Annotated in this window: 13 protein-coding genes; 4 read left to right on the forward strand and 9 right to left on the reverse strand. The window is 55.5% G+C overall.

The annotated features are described in order from the left end of the window. Window positions 1-52: 52 nt before the first annotated feature. Together LEPIL_RS03190 and LEPIL_RS03195 are read right to left on the reverse strand one after the other, a co-directional pair. A complete protein-coding gene (locus tag LEPIL_RS03190) occupies window positions 53-916 on the reverse strand; it encodes a hypothetical protein (RefSeq protein ID WP_002769875.1) in 864 nt (287 codons plus the stop codon). Window positions 917-1,000: 84 nt separating this feature from the next. Beyond that, the gene (locus tag LEPIL_RS03195) at window positions 1,001-1,942 is read right to left on the reverse strand and encodes a histone deacetylase family protein (protein WP_002769877.1); all 942 of its coding nucleotides are present in this window, start codon (window positions 1,940-1,942) and stop codon (window positions 1,001-1,003) included. Between the two features lie 61 nt (window positions 1,943-2,003). On the opposite strand from LEPIL_RS03195, the gene LEPIL_RS03200 reads away from it, so the two are divergent. After that, complete coding sequence (locus tag LEPIL_RS03200) at window positions 2,004-3,566, forward strand: phosphatase domain-containing protein (RefSeq protein ID WP_002769879.1); 1,563 nt, start codon at window positions 2,004-2,006, stop codon at window positions 3,564-3,566. Here LEPIL_RS03200 and LEPIL_RS03205 read toward each other — a convergent pair whose 3' ends face one another. From LEPIL_RS03205 to rsmI, 4 genes are read right to left on the reverse strand one after another with little or no spacing between them, the layout of a single operon-like run. Continuing rightward, a complete protein-coding gene (locus LEPIL_RS03205; protein WP_169314792.1) occupies window positions 3,567-4,538 on the reverse strand; it encodes an energy transducer TonB family protein in 972 nt (323 codons plus the stop codon). It abuts the gene before it with no gap. Next, window positions 4,495-5,544 (reverse strand): Holliday junction branch migration DNA helicase RuvB, encoded by a 1,050-nt coding sequence (gene ruvB, locus LEPIL_RS03210; RefSeq protein WP_002769881.1) that lies wholly within the window; start codon window positions 5,542-5,544, stop codon window positions 4,495-4,497. The genes LEPIL_RS03205 and ruvB overlap by 44 nt, the downstream gene beginning before the upstream one ends. 12 nt (window positions 5,545-5,556) lie before the next feature. Next, on the reverse strand, window positions 5,557-6,771 hold the full coding sequence (locus LEPIL_RS03215; protein ID WP_002769882.1) for a hypothetical protein: 1,215 nt from the start codon (window positions 6,769-6,771) through the stop codon (window positions 5,557-5,559). Continuing rightward, a complete protein-coding gene (gene rsmI, locus LEPIL_RS03220) occupies window positions 6,768-7,466 on the reverse strand; it encodes a 16S rRNA (cytidine(1402)-2'-O)-methyltransferase (RefSeq protein WP_002769883.1) in 699 nt (232 codons plus the stop codon). Before rsmI ends, LEPIL_RS03215 begins: the two co-directional genes overlap by 4 nt. A gap of 99 nt (window positions 7,467-7,565) precedes the next feature. Between rsmI and LEPIL_RS03225 the strand changes: the two genes are divergently transcribed. Next, entirely contained in the window at window positions 7,566-8,639 is a 1,074-nt protein-coding gene (locus LEPIL_RS03225; RefSeq protein WP_002769884.1) for a DUF6544 family protein, read from the forward strand. 41 nt (window positions 8,640-8,680) lie between these two features. On the opposite strand, the gene LEPIL_RS03230 is transcribed toward LEPIL_RS03225, so the two are convergent. Further along, window positions 8,681-9,568 carry a patatin-like phospholipase family protein gene (locus tag LEPIL_RS03230; RefSeq protein WP_002769885.1) on the reverse strand — a complete coding sequence of 296 codons (888 nt, stop codon included), beginning with the start codon at window positions 9,566-9,568 and terminating at the stop codon, window positions 8,681-8,683. 57 nt (window positions 9,569-9,625) lie between these two features. On the opposite strand from LEPIL_RS03230, the gene LEPIL_RS03235 reads away from it, so the two are divergent. After that, complete coding sequence (locus tag LEPIL_RS03235) at window positions 9,626-10,480, forward strand: pirin family protein (RefSeq protein WP_002769886.1); 855 nt, start codon at window positions 9,626-9,628, stop codon at window positions 10,478-10,480. Here the strand turns inward: LEPIL_RS03235 and LEPIL_RS03240 are convergent. Together LEPIL_RS03240 and LEPIL_RS03245 are read right to left on the reverse strand one after the other, a co-directional pair. After that, the gene (locus tag LEPIL_RS03240; RefSeq protein WP_002769887.1) at window positions 10,466-11,038 is read right to left on the reverse strand and encodes a dihydrofolate reductase family protein; all 573 of its coding nucleotides are present in this window, start codon (window positions 11,036-11,038) and stop codon (window positions 10,466-10,468) included. The genes LEPIL_RS03235 and LEPIL_RS03240 overlap by 15 nt on opposite strands. Window positions 11,039-11,361: 323 nt before the next feature. Then, window positions 11,362-12,933 carry an OmpA family protein gene (locus LEPIL_RS03245; protein ID WP_143464593.1) on the reverse strand — a complete coding sequence of 524 codons (1,572 nt, stop codon included), beginning with the start codon at window positions 12,931-12,933 and terminating at the stop codon, window positions 11,362-11,364. A gap of 350 nt (window positions 12,934-13,283) precedes the next feature. Between LEPIL_RS03245 and LEPIL_RS21525 the strand changes: the two genes are divergently transcribed. Then, the gene (locus tag LEPIL_RS21525; RefSeq protein WP_002769889.1) at window positions 13,284-13,943 is read left to right on the forward strand and encodes an OmpA family protein; all 660 of its coding nucleotides are present in this window, start codon (window positions 13,284-13,286) and stop codon (window positions 13,941-13,943) included. Window positions 13,944-13,978 lie beyond the last annotated feature (35 nt).

Consider the following 13,978-nt stretch of genomic DNA (forward strand, 5'->3'; position numbering starts at 1 on the left):
GATGAAATTGCGGGCGGAGTCGTAGCGTCAAGTCGCTCTCGGGCGAGCGGCGCTACTCGATCATCTCAAAGCGGATGCGCTTCAGATGACGGACGATGCGCGTGAAGTAATCCTGGCTCCAGATCGTGTCGCCGAATTCCGGATCAATGAGATGGATCATCTCTCCAGGAACCCAGTGAACCTCCTGTCCGTCCTGGTCGCGAATACGGCCTTCGGCAAGGGCGTTTGAGATGCGACGCGCCCCATGTCTGCGCAGATCACGAATCAGGGCGCGAAAGAACGCCTCGCGCGCCGGATCATAAAACCGGAACTGCCGGTGAAAGAGAACGGCGTCGTGAAAGTACTCGGGAATATTGAAGGCGCCTTTTGCTCCGACGCCGAGGGCCAGGTTGAAGACGAAGTCGGCGATCTCGTTGAAGATGCCAAGACCGGGCATATCCTGACCCGGGAACAGCCGCTCCGCCCTGACCTTGCTTGCAAGCGGATGCCGCGTCATCAGCCAGTCGATATAAAGCAGCTTCTTGCTCGGCGCCCCGGGATTCAGCCGGAAACGAAAATGCGAGAGCTTGAGGCGCAGATGAAACAGGATCTCGGACTGCCAGCGGATCAGGATGCGCTGATCGAGCTCTGAAAGATACTGAAGTTCTACGTGATAGTCTTTGTAATCCTTGCGAGCGATTTCATGAAAGATGCCCGACCAGTCCATCAGCTCGTTGATCTCGCTCTCAGAATACTTCCCGAAAATGCGCACCTCGCCCGACGGCAGAACGCCCTGCATGAGCGGCTGCACATGAAGATCTTCAAGGATCTCCTGCTCGTCCAGATCGGGCAATTCGATCTTTTTGTCGCTATCGCGCGCCGCCTTCGCCTTGCGCAGACTCTGCGCCAGATCATCCAGTCTACCGAACAAACTCATAGCGGCCTGCATACGTCGAATTGAGCGAATCCATGCAAGGATATCGCGTCAACGGTATGACGATTTCGTTTTCTGAGCACCATCTTAGATCATTCCGGCGAGAGCTTTTGCCGTCTGTATATGCAGATCGACAGTATCCTCCGTTTTGATAGCATACCCTCCGGCAAGAACCGCGGCGATCGGAGTGTCGGCGAACATCTCACAGACCATGCGATCGCGCGCCGCCATTCCTTCTTTCGATATGGAGAGCCCGCCCAGGCGATCGTTTTCGTAAGGGTCGACGCCGGCGACAAAGAAGACAAGATCGGCTTTGTAGCTCTTCCTGACCTTCATGAGATTCGTTTCAAGCAGATTCAGATACTCTTCGTCATGCATGGCGGAATCAAGGCCGATATCAAGAGATCCCTTCTCTTTAATCGGATAATTCTTTTCTTCATGCATCGAGAACGTAAACACATGCCGGCTGTGCCGAAATATCTTCGCCGTTCCGTTGCCCTGATGCACGTCGAGATCGATGATAAGGGCGCGTTTGATGCGCTTTTGCTTCTGTAAAACACGCACCGCTATGGCGACGTCGTTTAAGTAGCAGAAACCTTCGGCATGATCGGCAAAGGCATGATGAAAGCCACCCGACAGATTCATCGCCCGCCCGTAATCAAGGGCCATCTCGGCGGCCATGATCGTTCCGCCTGTTCCCAGGAAAAAGGCATCTACAATGCTCTTTGTAAGAGGTAGCTCGCTGCGATAGACGCGGCGCGAAAAGTTCAACGTCTGTAAATCCTGTAAATAATCCTTCTTGTGAACGGTGGCTGCGTCATCGAAAGAGGCCGGCATCGGCTCGAAGAAACGATGCTGCGCAAAGGCAGGGTCTTCTTTCAGTTTTGAGTAGATGAGGCTGAATTTCACGGCCGGAAATACATGCGCCTCGAGTTGCAGGTTATAGCCGGGCGAATAGATGAATACGGGAAGGGCCAGGCCGCCTCCTTGCGCCTTTTCGCTTACGGTCTTTTTTTTAGCAGAAAACATTCTCGGGTTCCGATCTCCTGTTTGACATCATCGTCAGGAAGGGATATCAAGCAAGCAATTCATGAGCGACGAAAATCAGCAAACACCTCCTCCCTCCGACTCCTCAGACGTTCCCGTCGTCGGTCGTCGCCGTATCGCCTTGCTCGGCGGAGCATGCGGTACGGCGAAACGCGTTCGCATCACCGGACAGATTCTCGACGTCCCCGTTTTGCAGAGCCACCTGAACGAGCCGTGGAGCCGCACGGCTATGCTGCCACAATCGCTGGCCCGACGCTTTCGCGCCGTGCAGGATGCGGGCATCAACCCTGTGCGCGGGCCCCGCTTGCGCATCGAGGTGCTGCATGCCGATACCGAGCATCCGGAGACCGATGCTCCGTTCACCGTATGGGACGACATCCATGCAAAAGGGGGGACTTCTTTTTCGATTGATGCCGTCGACTTTCCGCCTCTGCCTCCTGGAGAGTATCTGCTGCGTATATCGCTTCTTGCCGTCGAGTCTATCCGGCAGCATATGACCGACCTCGCCTATCTCGGCACAGGATCGAGCCAGTATTCGCAGAAAGATACGGTCGTCGGCTACGGAAAGCTACGCGTGCTTGCCGACGATTTCGACGGCCCCGTCATCATGTCTGATATCGACCAGACCTTCCTCGATACAAAGATCGATAGCCGGCAGGGACTGATGGATGCCCTGTTCGAACGCATCGAATCGAAACGACCGTTGCCGGGCATGGAGCAGTTCTATCGCGATTTGCGCAAAGAAGGCATTCCGCTATTTTTCGTTTCGGCCTCGCCCAGTTTTTTCAGGCGCACGCTTGAAGGCGTCTTTGATCGCTTTCAGATCGGTCATGACGGACTCTTCCTCAAGAATCTGCTCGGACCGATCAATAACATCGTTCGCAAAACCTTCGAGGTCTTATCCAATATCGAAGAGTACATGACGCAGAACATGAGCGATGCGATGGAACGTTCGGCCAAGTTTCTCGGTTCGACGATGCAGAGCATGGTCGATCAGATCGCCTATAAACTCACGGTGCTGCTCGAGCAGCGAACGATGATGCCGGCACAGGCGTCCGAAATTTTGATCGGCGACAATACCGAAAGCGATTACTTCATCTTCACGATCTATCAGCATCTTCTGCTTGGCGCCATTCCTCCCGATCAGATCGAGGATTTCTTCTATCATCTGAACTTTCACGATAGAGAAGCGATCACCAGAGATTCGGCGCGACGTATCGCTACCCTTACAGAGAAAAACCTTACCGTACATGGCCCGCTTAACCCCGTTCAGGCGGTCTGGATCCATCAGGCGCGCCCCGAAACGGGAACAGACCAGATGCTTGCCTCGATAACCGAGGCCGTCGCCGAGATACGGCCTCGCATCGAAGCCGGCGAGATACGCCCGCCGATCGCCTATTCGAACGCTTTCGAACTTGCCCTGCTTGCTCTGAACGAATCGCTCTTCGATGCCGGGTCTGTCTTGCGTGTGGCGCAGGCATGTCTCGGTCAGGTACTGCGCGACGAACAACTTGACCGACCGACGCTACTTGCGGTGGTCGATCGCTTCCCGTTCAAGAAGCAGGTGCACAGAGAACAGATCAAGAAGGCTCTCGCCGAATTCTGATCAGCGATACACGGGCGGGAACAGAAAGTTGATGCCGAAGATGTTCCCGTGCTGGAAGACCTCGGGCGGAGGCGGGCCGAAGTTCTGGTTATGAAGCACGCGGTAGCAGGCCTCATCGACGGGAACCTGACCCATACTGGAAACGATGCGCACGTCGCGCACGTTACCTTCACGATCGAGTAGAAAGAGCACCTTTACGATCTGCGGCTTGATCGGCTGACTGACGACGGTACCCGCCTGGTCGCGCCATGCAAGGTTTAACCCCGGCGGGGCGAAGTTCTCGCGAATCTGGCGCATCATATCGCGAAAGTACTTATAGCCGGCAAGCTCCTGTGTGGCAATGGAGAAGGCAGGTGATGAATCCCAGCGCAGCGCAAAGTCATCTCTGAATCGGTAGTTCATGGGGATGCGCATCGGCAGATTCTCGCCGTTGCCAGGGTTACCGGGTAACGCCCGGGACTGTTCTTCTCCGCCCTGGCCGTTCGCCGATCGTCGCTCCAGTCCGGTCTGCCCCGGCGCATCGGGGTCAGAGAACTGCGAGCTGCCCGAAGAATCCTCACCGGCCGGCGACGATGAACCGCCTTCGCCCCCGCCTCCTGAAAGTGAGACAAACAGAGTATCATCGCTCGACATCGTATGAAAGCCTGACTCGGCCGTGATACCGCCTCGCCCGCCCGACGTCACATCGGAATAGGCGCGCATCTGCCCCGGCACAGGCGCCGTCGGATTCATCTGATCGACAAGCACCGGATAGATAGACGAAGCGGGATTGATGTCGGGGCCGAGGCTTTGCTGCATCATATCAAGAGAAAGCGAAGGCATCTGTCGCACGAAGACGGACGCAAAAACCGAAGAGAAGAGAATGCCCACCCACAGGGCGGATCGAAAGAAGCGCTCTTCAAACCGCTCGTCGGGATCGGCGGGAATCTCACGCAAAAGGGAGTTCTGGATCTTCTGAAGCGTCGTCATCATTTCTCTGTTTAACCGTCGCCGCATCAAGCGGATCGAGACCGAGGTATCGGCGTCCCGATGCCGAAAGCACTCGACCCTGCGGCGTCTTTTCTATAAGACCGATACGCAAAAGAAAAGGTTCATGATTCTCTTCTATTGTTCGCTCCTCTTCGTCGATCAGAGCGGCAATCGTGCGTAAGCCTACGGGACCGCCGCGATAGCGTTCGGCCATCAGATGCAGAATATGCCGGTCGGTTTCATTCAGGCCAAGCGTGTCGATACCGAGGCTCGTCATACACTGTTCTATAAAACCGGGCTCAATGCTCTGCGGGCGAGCCAGGGTAGCGTAATCCCGCACGCGTCGCAGCAAGCGCAGCGATTCGCGCGGCGTCATGCGGGAGCGTGAGGCCAGCAGCGACGCCGCCGTCTGCGAGAGTTGCAGCTCATAAATGCGGGCGGCCCGCAGAACGATCGTTGCCAGGCTCTCTTCATCATAAAAATCCAGTTTCAGATGCAGGCCGAAGCGTGCGCGAAGCGGAGCGGATAGCATGCCCGAACGGGTCGTCGCTCCGACAAGCGTAAACGGCTTGAGGTGCAGCTTCACCGATCGCGCCGACATGCCCTCGCCGAGAATGAAGTCTATGAAGCCGTCTTCCATGGCCGAATAGAGGATCTCTTCGCAGTTGCGCTGCAGGCGATGGATTTCGTCGATAAAGAGGATGTCGCCCTCTTCGAGAAGCGTGAGGATGCGAGCCAGATCGCCCGGCTTGGTTAACGCAGGTGCGCTTGTCGAGTGAAAGCGTCCGCCCATCTCGCGGGCAAGGATGGCGGCAAGGGTCGTTTTGCCGAGTCCTGGCGGTCCAGAAAAAAGAACATGATCGAGCGTTTCGCTACGCGCCTTCGCCGCCTGAAGGGCTACTCCCAGTCTTTCGCGCAGCTTCGGCTGACCGACGAACTCGGCAAGCGTTTCGGGTCTGATCCATTCTTCGGATTCGATCTCTTTCGAGCTGTCTGTGCTGCCGGCCATACCTTTCACAGATCACGGTCCCTGCGCCAGAAGTAGTTTCAGCTCTTCGAATACGGCCTCGGCTGAAATCGTATCGACGCAATAGTTATGCGAACAGGCGGGACAATCGCGCACGCATTCATCGACGTGCGGCTTTAACGATAGTCCTCCGCTAAGCTGAACGGATTCGTCGAACAGCGAACGGTCGTGACTTGCATGAAGCGTCAGCTCCTCCGCTCGACCGGCATGAAGAGAACGATACGTGAGCATGTCATGAAGGAAAACGATCTGCGATCCGCCCATCTGAGCAAGAAGCAGCTCGGGCGAAGGATTGCCGATTACGATTTTCGAGAAACGTGCGAGTGAAAGCTGTTCGTCAAAAGAAGGCGATTCGATGAGGCGGATGCCGTCAAAACCGCGCGAAAGCAACGCAAGCTCTTTGCGAAATACGGGCAGGCCTCTGAGCACCTCTCGATCTTTGTCGTTTGATTCCCGCGCCGATTTCTCATCAAGCGTTACGACAAAGGGCATGCCGTTCTGCGAAAGCATACGACAGAGGCGCATATAACTCGAGAAAGGCCACGGCGATCCTGTGAACGGATCAAGCGAAACGGGAATCCAGATGGGATGCGTCGACGGCGCAAGCGCCTCGAACATGCGCCGCATCGTTATGCGAAAACGCAGATTGTGCTGCGACAGCTGCAGATCGGCCTTCTCAAGGTGAGACTGCTTTCTGCCTTTTTTATTGCCTTTGCTCTTCCCTTTGCCGTTCCACATCGGAAGAGCATTCCAGAACGAAGGGAAGCGATGATAACTGCGATTGCGTGATTTCAGCTGAACGCTGGTGACTCCGCGAATCGACGCGGATCTCGATGAGATAAAGAGGTCGGCCCCTGTACCGCGAACGGCCTGTGATAGAGCCTTCTCTGAAGCGGCCGGCGTCAACGGGTGCATTTCTGTAAAAAGCTGCGACGATGTGAAGAACGGATGCATCGCAGGCGGCGCAAGAAGCATACGCCGATGATCTCCGCGCAGCGACGAGGCAAAGCGAATCAGTTCGAGCGCCTCTTCAAGGCTGGCCCCGTCGTCGATGTGAAAAAGCAAAGCCTTCTGTTTTTCAGCGGACGAGAAGAACATGGAAAACAGCGATTTCTTACGCTTCTTTTCTTTTATCGGAATGGATCTGAGGCCGCCGTTCTGCTGCCCCTGTTCTGGCTCTTGTTTCTTGCGTTCTGCCGTCGATTTCATGCGTTTCGTTCTTCTCTCGTTCGATCCAGTATGATCACCGGAGCGCCTTTCGGAATCTGTTTTGCCACACGCTCGGCTTCGGCCAGTCGAAAGCGAAAGACGCGCTCATTCTCGCCGCTCAGATCGATGCCGACAAACACTTTTTCGCTGCCCGGAAGGGCCTGCTTCATCTCTTCAAGCGTCTTTGCCGTACGATACGGCGTTTCATAAAAGACAACGGTTTCGGCCCTTTTTCCAAGTCCCTGGAAAAAACGACGCCGCTCCGCCGTTTCTCGAGGAGGGAATCCGGCGAAAAAGAAGGCGCCGTTAATGCCCGCCCGCACGGTCGCCAGGGTCAGGGCGGACGTTCCGGGCAGGACCGTAATCCGCCATCCGCGCTGCTCTGCCTTCACGAGCATGTTCGATCCAGGATCGCAGAACACCGGCATGCCGGCATCGGATACAAGCAGGATCTGTCGCATCGCAGAGATCTGGCCGAACAGATCCTGAACATCTGCTTCAGAGCTGTGTTCGTCCAGAATCAGGAAGTCGGCGTCGGGCCGGGCGATGCCATGCCTCTTGAGCAGCGTCTGCGCCGTGCGACGACTCTCGCAGACGACGACATCGGCGCTGCGAGCAAGGCTCAAGAAGCGGAGCGTCACATCGTCGGAATTCCCAAGAGGCATACCCGCCAGCACAAGCTCGGGCTGAGACATAATGCGTAGAGCTTTCCCGCACCCGACATCAGGTCAAGCGAGAAGCCTACACTTCTCTGTTCTCAGTTGACGTCACAGCCTCATCGTATGTGCAGATCCATGCTCTCTTTTCTCACGTCTGCCCTGCTTCTGATGCATGGCCTGATCCACCTCATTGGATTCCGTCGCCAGGATTTATCACGTCCGGTGCGCTCTGCATGGCTGGTCTGCGCCGCTCTGTTTGTCGTATCGGCGATGCTGGTTTTGCTGACAGAAAGCTGGTGGATCGTGTCTACCGTCGCCCTGCTTCTCTCACAGAGTCTGATCGCATTTCACTGGAAAGACGCAAAGGCAGGCACGATCGTGAACGTCGCCGTGCTCGTTGTAATCCTGCTCGGTTATGGCGAGCATCGCTTCAACCGCCTTGCAGCAGACGAACTCAGCATTCTCGAAAGTAATCCTATCAGAAGCGGGAAGAATCCCGAAATCACGCAGGCCGACCTGAAGCACCTTCCTGCTCCCGTAGGTCGCTGGCTAACCCGCAGCGGCGTCGTCGGCCAGAGGCGCATCACCGGGCTGAGCCTGACACAGACGGGAGAGATGCGAACCACGCCTGACGGAAGCTGGATGCCTTTTACAGCGCGGCAGCAGTTTCGCGTCGATGCGCCGGGTTTTCTCTGGATGGTTAACGTAAAGGCCGCTCCGGGTATTGCTCTTCGCGGTCGCGATCTGCTTCATTCGGGAAGGGGAAGCATGAGAATCGAATTGCTGTCGCTTTTCCCGGTAGCCGATGCAAAAGGCCCGCAGATCGACCAGGGGGCCATCGTGCGCTTTCTTGCAGAAAGCATCTGGTTTCCCACGTCGGCCCTTGAGCCGTATATGTCGTGGACTGCGGTGAGTGACAGTCAGGCGCGCGTTACGCTGAAACAGAATGCTCAGACCGTTCATGCAGATTTCTTCTTCGATGCAAACGGCGACATCATCGCCATCGAGGCCGATCGTTATATGGATCGTAACGGCTCTTCTACGCTCGAACGCTGGCGCATCGACATCGATCCGGCGAGTAAAGAGGTCTTTCCCGGACCGAACGGCATCCCCTTTCATCTACCGACAGAGAGTACGGTTACCTGGAAACTGAAAGAGGGCGATTTCACCTGGCTCAAACTGAAGGTTGCGGATTTGAAATATCAGTGACCGGCCGGAGGCTGTCGAGCAATTCTGATCTGCCGCAGGCCTCACCGCTTCTTCTTTGCAAGATAAGGCGTATGCGCAAGCGCCGACTGGCGCCCGGCTTCGAAGGCCGCTCTTCCCTCGCTCATATCGCCGGGATGAATATACGAGGTTCGGGTAACGATACGAATCAGTTGTTTGCCGTATTTACGGGCAAGCAGATCCTTCAGCTCACGCGTTTCGTTCTGGATGATCTGCGAAGAGCCGTTGAAGGCACGAAGCAACGCCTTATCAGAGACGGGGCGGCCGTTTTCGATATCGTGGATGATGATGCGTTTGATAGACGGATCAAGGATCATCTCTTTGATCGGTTCGGAGTCGACGACGCCACCGTCGAGAAACTCGTCGCCGTCGATAACAGGAATCTCAAACAGAATAGGAAAGGTCATCGATGCAAGTATCAGGTCGATGGCGTTACCCGACTTGCGCAACTCACGAATTCCGCGCGTGAGGTTCGATACGGCGACGCCCATGGGAATACGAAAATCCGATAGATCCAGGCCGCCGATATACGGTTCGAGCAGCGAACGGATCTTCGCCCCGCTCAGCATTCCCGAATAACGTCGCAGGCCGTGCCGGAGGGGCTTGAGCAACTGAGTGAGGCGATTCCCCTCCCAGAAATCGGATTTTTTCAGAGCAAGGATCATCGACGCGATATCGTCGGCATCAATGCCGGCGGCGATGAGTGAACCGATCAGCGCTCCGGAACTGGAGCCGGCAATAACGGAGGGTCGGAAGCCGATCTGTTTCAGGCCCGAGCAGAATCCTGCATGTGCGTAGAATCCGAAAAAGGCGCTGTTTAAAGAAAGGCCGTCGTAGGAGCGGCGTTTGATGATGGTCGGCGCTTGCACGTCTTTATGGGCCACGTCATAGAGAAAATCCGGGCTTTGCATGGTAAAGCAGGATTTGCGCGACGTTGCCGACCGGGCGTTCCGGTATTACCATGAAAGATGCCACCAAGCATCCTGCCGGCGCGAAGCGAACAGATCGGCGTTCTACCCGTAAAGCGGGCCCTTCCGCGACGCGAATGTCGCTCGGTCGGGCCCTTTGTTTTCGTCGATCACATGGGGCCGATCGATCTGCCGGCCGGTGCTGGCATCGATGTTCCGCCGCATCCGCATATCGGGTTAAGCACGCTCACCTATCTTTATGAAGGGTCGATGCTGCACCGTGACAGCCTGGGAACGCAGATAGAGATCCTGCCGGGCGCCGTGAACTGGATGACGGCCGGACGTGGAATCGCTCACAGCGAACGGTCCTCGCCCGCCTCCCGCGCAAAAGCGGAACGTCTGCACGGTATACAGATCTGGGTGGCGCTGCGTCGCGAAGACGAAGAATGTGATCCACAATTCGCAAGCTATGAGGCAGCCGCTATGCCTGAGTTCCAGAGCGACGGTTATACAGCCCGACTCATCGCCGGCGCCTTTGAAGGCCGACGATCGCCGATTCTCAGAGACGATATGATCTGCATCGATCTCGTTTTACAGAAAGGATCGTTTGCGCTACCTTTAGCCGAACAGCTTGCCGTCTATGTCAGCTCGGGCCAGTTCAGTATCGAAGGCCAGAGCGTATCGACGGGCGATCTTGTTCTGATCAGCGAATCAGAGTTAACCATATCGGGAGAAGGGCGTTGCATGATTTTTGGAGGTGATGCGCTTCCCGAGCAGCGTTTCTTCTACTGGAATTTCGTCTCTTCCTCGAAAGACCGCATCGTGCGGGCGAAAAAAGAATGGCAGGAGCAGAGCGGGCCTTTCGCTCCACGCCTGCCCGACGAAACGGACTGGCTTCCTTTACCGGAAGTCTGATCCCGGAACCGGTGAATCCTTTTCGATTGCGATCGAGTATCGATTCAAAACGACTCCACTTTCATACGATGTAGTATTGAGTGGGGTCAATCCGACAGCTGTGTCGACACCGTCAAACAGCCTGATCCCTTCGCCAAAAACGACGGGGTTCACTTTCAGAAGCAATTCATCGATCATACCCGAGCGTAGCAACGAGCCGGCAAGGCTGCCCCCGCCGCATAAATAGATCGAAGAACCCTGCGTGTCTTTAAGACTTCGTATCACTTCGATCGCATTCTCGCCGACGATATTCAGATCGGCATGCCTCTGTGTAAAAGACAGCGTCTTTGAAACGACGAAATGCTTCATGTTAGGGTAGGCTATATCGCCAGGCCGAAGACCGAAATCATAGCCCGCCTCATACGTGCGGCGCCCCATGACGACCGTATCGTATTCTTTCAGATGTTCGAGATAGGCGTCGACATGATCTCCCTTCATCAGGAAGCCGTCGACGGATCCGTTTTTTCGCGCGATAAAGCCGTCAACGGTGACGGCCACATGATAGATGAGCTTTCTCACAGAATTCTCCTTGTATCGAAGCAGGCACGGCGGCTTGCTTCGTTGCCATACGAATCAGAGAGACAGCAGAACCTGCGATCGGGCGCTGCTGTCGAATTGAACAGACGGACTGTTCTGGCATCAAGGACGCAATGTCCTCAGTGGAGAATCTGCATTACCATTGTTCTGTACCGGACTCCTTCAAGCACCGGCAGATCACCGTTGCTTGAGAAGATTGCCTCAATAGAGAAGACATTAACATCATCGCCGTCAAGCTTTTTTACAGCGAGGACGCCTCGAAGACAGAGAGGCTCCCTCTCTGTCTTCTGTATGGCCGGGCCTGCTTATTTACGGTATTCGATAATGATAACCGTTCGACGGTTTCTCGGTTCCGAGGCGTTCGTCTGAACGATCTTGCGATCGTCGGCAAAGCCTTTTACCTCGAGTATGCGACTCGCTGCGATGCCCTTTCTTTGAATGAGAGCCGTGCGCACCGATTCCGCTCTGCGCTGGCTGAGGCGTCGGTTCCCTTCTTTTGAGCCGGGCGTATCCGTATGTCCGTGCACCCTTGAAACCGTATTCGGATTCGCGTTCATCGCATCACCGAATTTGTCGACGACCTCAAGAGCTTTCGGCGTCAGCTCGGCGCTGCCCGTTTTAAACGAGATGTCGCCGTCAATCGTCGCCTGAAGATTGACGGTCTGTCCCTTCTCGTTCACCTCTTTCTTCACCTCGATACCGAGGGCTCGAAAGGACTTCTCGGTCTGCTCAAGCACTTCGCCTTGCTCGTTATAGTCTTTTTGTATCGAATCAAAGACGTTATTCAAATACTTTGACGATTCGTCGGTGACGCCGTTTTCCGGGGCGACCTCTTCTTTCTTCGCCGGTTCGGGCGCCTTCTCTTCGACGACTTCCTGCTTCTTTATAACGGGAGCGGCGACGTCGCCGAAATAGGCAGAGACGCCGACGCGAAGATAGAGTTCGGTACGGTACCCCTCTGACGAAGCGGACATCTCACCGAGGCCGATGAGGTTTCCCTTAGAACTGACATCGCGAGACTGGTTGGAGAGGAAGTTAAAAGACGAATAGCTGCGCTTCCAGGATTCGCGCTCAAGGCCCATAGCGATGGACCAGCGACAGTAGTTATACTCGGCCTCGATTCTGTGCATCATACCTTTATCAGAGGCCGAGCCCATCTGATAAAGACCCTCGATACGACTGCTTTCAATGCCGCTCTGATTCCTGTCCTGTATAAGCTGGTAGCCGCCGCCCGAAACGTTCCCGGATCGGTTAATGAGATAGAGGTGGTAGGTCAGGCGGAAGCTATTCAGCGGATCCCATTTCAGGCCGGCGCCGAATGCCGTTCCTTTCATATCGTATTTTAAACGAGCATCGCCGCCCTGCGCCCATGTAAGCAGCCCCGGATCAGTGGCTGCCGCCGAAGAGCGAAGCGTATAGGATCCGTAACTGATCAAAAGATCTTCGATATAGGTATGGTAGGCGACGACGGGACCGGCTCGCAGTTTATCCGTCCAGCGATGAAAGTAGCCGAACTCGTAGAATCGGGAATCATGACGGAATCGCATCAGGCGAACGCCCTCGAACAGGCTTGTCGCATACGTCGCATTGCCAGGATACAGAAAAAGAACGGCCGGCGATCCGCTGCGGTCGAACTTCTGATCGACGGTGCTGCGGCGGTAGTTCACATCGAATCGATCGCCATACGAATAACCGAGAATCGTCCGGTCGGGAAAATAGCGGCTGCCCTGGCCTTCGCCGGCCGGCAGGACGACGGGCTGCGCAGAGTTAGCTGAATTGAGTACGGAGTTGATCATCCAGGCCTGGCCAGACTCGGTCATCACGTTCTGCTTTCCCGTTGCATAGCCGCTCCCCACCGAGAACAGGATTCGGTGCATGAAGCGTCCCTGAAACGGCGTATCCTGCTGTAGAGGATCTGCCAGGAGCGACGAAGGCAAGCCTGCACCCACAAAAAGCCACAGAGCTGAAAATGCACAAAAGGGCCGAAAAGCTACGAATCGTTTCACCGAATCCACCTGAAAAGAGAGCGTTCGGGAACATTGGACGAAAAGTGCCTTTACGAACCGGCAGAAAAAACGGCAGATTCAATCCCGACAACCTGCATATCCTTGCAGTGGATACCATCTTATGACGGGAAAAAAAATCCGGAATCCCCTGCATCGCTGCGTCTTCATAACATGGTTCACGTTCGCAAAGGCGCGCCATTCCATTCAAGAGGATTTATTGCATGATTCGTACGGTTTTCGTTCTCCTGCTCGTATCGCTGACGGGGTGCGCCACGTTATCCAGGCCTCCATTCGGCTACAGCAGCTACTGGAACTGGATCTGCGGATGCGCCTCTGATCTCGCCCCTCCTGAAGGCGCCGATCCCGATGCGGCAACAGAAGAATCGTCGAATTATCTGAACAAGGTTTATTCCAGTGTGCGAAAGGATTTCAAAGATCGGGACGCAGTTCTCGAAGAGACCGAGAAGTCCTTCCGCGCGCTCGGCTTCCGACTTGAAAAAGAAACGGACGATAAAGGGCGGATCGTTTTGCTTCGAGCCGCCATCGACGGAGACATCGCCTTCAAAACAGGGAGCGCCGAGCTGACAGCGGCCGCTCTCGAAATCGTCGATAAATTCGGTGACGCCCTTGCCGCAAGCCCCGATACCATCGCAAAAGTACACGGCCATACCGATACTCCTGGCTCGAAAGAGATGAATCGACGGTTAAGCATGCGGCGGGCCCAGGCCGTCGGCGATTCTCTCGTCAAGAGGAAGGGCATCGCCCCCGCTCGTATCGTCGAGATCATGGGCTTCGCAGACGACCGTAAGATCATTCCGACCAACGCCTCAGAGCCGCGTAACCGACGTACGGAAATCCTCATCGGCTATAAGAAGGGATAAGAATCATCTCATAATTCGGGGATCTCGAACCCCAC

Origin of the sequence: Leptonema illini DSM 21528 (assembly GCF_000243335.1) — a bacterium.
Classification (GTDB): domain Bacteria; phylum Spirochaetota; class Leptospiria; order Leptospirales; family Leptonemataceae; genus Leptonema; species Leptonema illini.

Bases quoted from the DNA above. Each gene is read 5' to 3' on its own strand.
- LEPIL_RS03190 (WP_002769875.1), bottom strand. From the start codon at position 916: ATGAGTTTGTTCGGTAGACTGGATGATCTGGCGCAGAGTCTGCGCAAG.
- LEPIL_RS03195 (WP_002769877.1), bottom strand. From the start codon at position 1,942: ATGTTTTCTGCTAAAAAAAAGACCGTAAGCGAAAAGGCGCAAGGAGGC.
- LEPIL_RS03200 (WP_002769879.1), top strand. From the start codon at position 2,004: ATGAGCGACGAAAATCAGCAAACACCTCCTCCCTCCGACTCCTCAGAC.
- LEPIL_RS03205 (WP_169314792.1), bottom strand. From the start codon at position 4,538: ATGATGACGACGCTTCAGAAGATCCAGAACTCCCTTTTGCGTGAGATT.
- ruvB (WP_002769881.1), bottom strand. From the start codon at position 5,544: ATGGCCGGCAGCACAGACAGCTCGAAAGAGATCGAATCCGAAGAATGG.
- LEPIL_RS03215 (WP_002769882.1), bottom strand. From the start codon at position 6,771: ATGAAATCGACGGCAGAACGCAAGAAACAAGAGCCAGAACAGGGGCAG.
- rsmI (WP_002769883.1), bottom strand. From the start codon at position 7,466: ATGTCTCAGCCCGAGCTTGTGCTGGCGGGTATGCCTCTTGGGAATTCC.
- LEPIL_RS03225 (WP_002769884.1), top strand. From the start codon at position 7,566: ATGCTCTCTTTTCTCACGTCTGCCCTGCTTCTGATGCATGGCCTGATC.
- LEPIL_RS03230 (WP_002769885.1), bottom strand. From the start codon at position 9,568: ATGCAAAGCCCGGATTTTCTCTATGACGTGGCCCATAAAGACGTGCAA.
- LEPIL_RS03235 (WP_002769886.1), top strand. From the start codon at position 9,626: ATGCCACCAAGCATCCTGCCGGCGCGAAGCGAACAGATCGGCGTTCTA.
- LEPIL_RS03245 (WP_143464593.1), bottom strand. From the start codon at position 12,933: ATGCACCGAATCCTGTTCTCGGTGGGGAGCGGCTATGCAACGGGAAAG.
- LEPIL_RS21525 (WP_002769889.1), top strand. From the start codon at position 13,284: ATGATTCGTACGGTTTTCGTTCTCCTGCTCGTATCGCTGACGGGGTGC.